Source organism: Idiomarina sp. UBA4206 (assembly GCF_002383015.1).
GTDB lineage: Bacteria > Pseudomonadota > Gammaproteobacteria > Enterobacterales > Alteromonadaceae > Idiomarina > Idiomarina abyssalis.
The window spans coordinates 29,604-33,189 of record NZ_DFTS01000019.1; the positions used below are offsets into that span (position 1 = coordinate 29,604).

A 3,586-nucleotide genomic window follows, 5' to 3' on the forward strand; every position below is an offset into this window, starting at 1 on the left:
GGGTAGATTTACGCGACGGTGGCCGCCCAAGCAACGCTTCTGTGTTATCTGTCGTCTTCGATGAAGAAGAACAAATGGTTATTAGTGAAAGTTCTGCCGGCCTCGCCGAGTGGTGGAATATTGATTTAACAGGTAGTAAAGAATGACAATAGAAAAAATTGAAGCGCAGTTGGATAACCTGGAAATGCAGCTCACCTTTCAGGAAGACACCATCAACTCATTAAATAAGCTGGTTACCGAACAAACTCAACAAATGACTGAAATGCAAAAGCAGATTCGGTGGCTGGGCAAACGCTTAAAACAAATGCAGGAGAATCAGTCAACTGACTCCGATCCGGCCGCTGAACCACCGCCACCTCACTATTAAAGTCATCGAGTTTACCTTGACCTTGGTAAAACAGGTCAGTATAACAACTGTTCTTATTTAGTTTGCGAGAATGTTATGTCATCGAAGCACCCGATAATTGCCGTTACCGGTTCATCAGGAGCAGGAACTACCACAACAGGTCAGGCGGTACGCCACATCTTTCGCTCGTTAGATGTCAGCGCCGCCTTTGTGGAAGGCGACAGTTTTCATCGCTATTCTCGCCCCGAAATGGATTTGGCCATTCGCAAAGCGCAAGAGCAAGGGCGGCATATCAGTTACTTTGGAGCTGAAGCCAACGACTTCGACCGTCTGGAGTCTTTATTTCGTTCATACTCGCAAACTGGTAACGGTAAAGTTCGTCGTTACTTACACAGCTTTGACGATGCCGTGCCTTATAACCAGATGCCCGGCACGTTCACCCCATGGGAAGAGCTTCCAGAGAGCACCGATGCCTTATTCTACGAAGGTTTACATGGCGGTGTCTGTGGTAATGGTTACGATGTTGCGCAGTATGTCGACCTGCTGATAGGTATGGTACCCATCGTTAACCTGGAATGGATCCAGAAACTGATTCGTGACACATCTGAGCGCGGTCACTCACGTGAAGCGGTAACGACCAGTATCGTGCGTGGTATGGAAGATTACATTCACCATATTGTGCCGCAATTCTCGAGAACTCATATTAACTTTCAGCGGGTTCCCACTGTCGATACCTCAAACCCGTTCAGCGCAAAAGACATACCATCGCTGGATGAGAGTTTTGTTGTCATACGTTTTCGCGGCATTAAAAACGTCGACTTCCCGTATTATCTGCAAATGATTGATGGCTCGTTTATGTCGAGGACCAACACGCTGGTTGTGCCCGGCGGCAAAATGGCGTTAGCTATGGAATTGATTTTAACGCCGCTTATTGAACAAATTATGGAAAGGAAAAACCAGGTACGACGTCAGGTTGACTGGATATCAAGTAAGTAACTACTCACCAACCAGCCAGCGGCTGTGAAAATTCGCACCTTTGTCCTGCGCTAATGTTTTGCATAACAAAGGCAGTAATTGCTCACTGTCCTGAACGACACCATAAGGCGGATTCACCCAAAGAAAGCCACAGCCATGGAGACCTTTACGTTCATCGTTTGTTCGTATGTTGAGCTCCATTATCATGGTTTTAGGAATCCCCGGAAGAGCCGCAGCATCACGATGAAAAGCCGCTGTTTTCAACTCGTCTTTTATTGGGTACCAAACCGCGAAACTGCCGCTTTTCCAGCGCTTCAAACCCTGTTTAAGAGCATCAACCACGTCATCGAATTCGCTTGTATTTTCAAACGGGGGATCAATCAGAACCAGGCCCCGCTTTTCAATTGGGGGCAATTGTGAACGAACCGCTTCATACCCATTCACCGGCGCCAGTACCTGCACCTGTTTATGTTTTCCTAAAGGCGTCTGTTTAAGCGTTTCTGCATCTTCTTTGTGCAATTCACAAACAACCAGCCGGTCCCCCTCGCGCAGAAACTCTGAGGTTAACACGGGCGACCCCGGGTAATAACGCAAACTCTCACTGCCTGGGTTAAGACCACTGACAATTCGTAAATACTGTTTTGCTAAGGGCTCATCTGTCGCTTGCTCAGCAAAGCGCACAATACCTTGTTCGGCTTCGGCTGTTCTAACGGCTTCGTCACCTTGTAAATCGTAATAGCCAATACCACCATGGGTATCCAGTACAAAATATGGCTTGTTCTTCTGCTGAAAGTACTCAAGTGCACGGGCCTGCAGCAAATGTTTAAAAACATCCGCAAAGTTGCCCGCGTGAAAAATGTGTCGGTAATTCAAAGGTCAGTCGTCTTTCTGAGGAGATTCAATGCGATAGCTGTGTGTCATTTTAACGGAAGCTTCCAGCATTTTAGCAACAGAACAATATTTATCGGCTGAAAGCTTCACTGCACGCTCAACATGCTTTTCGTTAATGTCTTCACCCACCACAACAAACTCTAAATGAATTTCGGTAAAAACTTTAGGGACGGACTCCGCCCGCTTACCGGATAACTCGCAGTAACAGCGGTGTAGGTTTTGTTTGGCTTTTTTAAGGATGCTGACAACATCAACCGATGCACAACTTCCTGCGGACATCAGCACCATTTCCATTGGACTTGGCGCATTTCCCGGGCTGTCACCGTCCATAACCACCTGGTGACCACTACCTGATGTAGCCACAAAGGTCATATCATCAACCCAGGCAACCTTCGCGCTCATATTATTTGCTGACATTAGGAGAATCCTTACTGGAGTGCTTAAAAACTATAGCCGGTAACTTTGCAGGCGTTCATCAAAAAGGTTTTTCACCAGGCCGACAAACTCATTAATGAAAGCTTCCTGCTGAGGGGTTGGGTGTGTATCCAGAACTTTAGATAACACTTCTTCTAAATCGTAAACAATAGCGTCGGTTTCACGGACAATATCCAGACGCACTTCCTGATCAAGCTCGTTTTGCTCAAAAACCGCCATCATGCTTTCTGATAAGCGCTCTTCCATTAAGTCACGTAAGGTGTAATCGGCTGTTTTCGCGCTATTACCCTGCTCAGTAAAGACCGGTAACTGACCTGTCAGGTACTGGATGAGCTCAATATATCCGTCTGTTTCAACTATCATCTGCTTCTCTTTGTCACGCGGCCAGGCAACCATTCACGTTGCCCAGCCGATAAACTAGCACAGATTGTGATTAAAATTTAAGCCCTGGCGCTAAATTCTCAGGTAAACTCATGCTGTCAGCTTCTACTGACGCAACCGGATACGCACAGTAGTCGGCCGCATAGTAAGCACTGGCACGATGGTTACCACTTGCTCCAATGCCGCCGAAAGGTGCGGCACTGCTGGCACCAGTAATCGGCTTATTCCAATTCACAATACCTGCGCGAATATGTTTGAAAAAGTAACGATACGTTTGTTCATCGTCACAAAGCACACCGGCAGATAGGCCGTAACGTGTGTTGTTCGCTTCTTTGATGGCTTCATCAATATCTTTAAAGCGATACACTTTTAGTAACGGACCAAAATGCTCTTCATCCGGCAGGTCTTCAACGCCGGTAACATCGACAATGCCCGGGGTTACAAAACCTTTCTTCGAGTCAGCCTGCTTCATGCGCACTAATGACTTAGCGCCTTTATGCAGCAGCTCATTTTGTGCATCGACCATTTCGCCCGCAGCTTTAGCAGAAATCATTGCGG

The 3,586-nt window shown here is 46.9% G+C and carries 6 protein-coding genes; 2 read left to right on the top strand and 4 right to left on the bottom strand.

The window, feature by feature from the left end; genetic code table 11:
- The first annotated feature begins 142 nt into the window (after positions 1 to 142).
- A complete protein-coding gene (locus B3180_RS04035) occupies positions 143 to 367 on the top strand; it encodes a SlyX family protein (RefSeq protein WP_054490223.1) in 225 nt (74 codons plus the stop codon).
- Positions 368 to 442: 75 nt separating this feature from the next.
- On the top strand, positions 443 to 1,342 hold the full coding sequence (locus B3180_RS04040) for a phosphoribulokinase (RefSeq protein ID WP_054490221.1): 900 nt from the start codon (positions 443 to 445) through the stop codon (positions 1,340 to 1,342).
- Here B3180_RS04040 and B3180_RS04045 read toward each other — a convergent pair whose 3' ends face one another.
- From B3180_RS04045 to B3180_RS04060, 4 genes are all read right to left on the bottom strand, one after another.
- Complete coding sequence (locus B3180_RS04045; protein ID WP_278358850.1) at positions 1,343 to 2,194, bottom strand: 23S rRNA (adenine(2030)-N(6))-methyltransferase RlmJ; 852 nt, start codon at positions 2,192 to 2,194, stop codon at positions 1,343 to 1,345.
- 3 nt (positions 2,195 to 2,197) lie between these two features.
- Entirely contained in the window at positions 2,198 to 2,629 is a 432-nt protein-coding gene (locus B3180_RS04050) for an OsmC family protein (protein ID WP_054490219.1), read from the bottom strand.
- A gap of 30 nt (positions 2,630 to 2,659) precedes the next feature.
- Positions 2,660 to 3,010, bottom strand: coding sequence for a DUF3802 family protein (locus B3180_RS04055; RefSeq protein WP_054490257.1), 351 nt, complete (start codon positions 3,008 to 3,010; stop codon positions 2,660 to 2,662).
- A 70-nt stretch (positions 3,011 to 3,080) separates the two neighbouring features.
- Positions 3,081 to 3,586 (bottom strand): aldehyde dehydrogenase family protein (locus B3180_RS04060; RefSeq protein WP_286843197.1); only part of this gene is annotated, 506 nt, incomplete at its 5' end.

Bases quoted from the DNA above. Each gene is read 5' to 3' on its own strand.
- B3180_RS04035 (WP_054490223.1), top strand. From the start codon at position 143: ATGACAATAGAAAAAATTGAAGCGCAGTTGGATAACCTGGAAATGCAG.
- B3180_RS04040 (WP_054490221.1), top strand. From the start codon at position 443: ATGTCATCGAAGCACCCGATAATTGCCGTTACCGGTTCATCAGGAGCA.
- B3180_RS04050 (WP_054490219.1), bottom strand. From the start codon at position 2,629: ATGTCAGCAAATAATATGAGCGCGAAGGTTGCCTGGGTTGATGATATG.
- B3180_RS04055 (WP_054490257.1), bottom strand. From the start codon at position 3,010: ATGATAGTTGAAACAGACGGATATATTGAGCTCATCCAGTACCTGACA.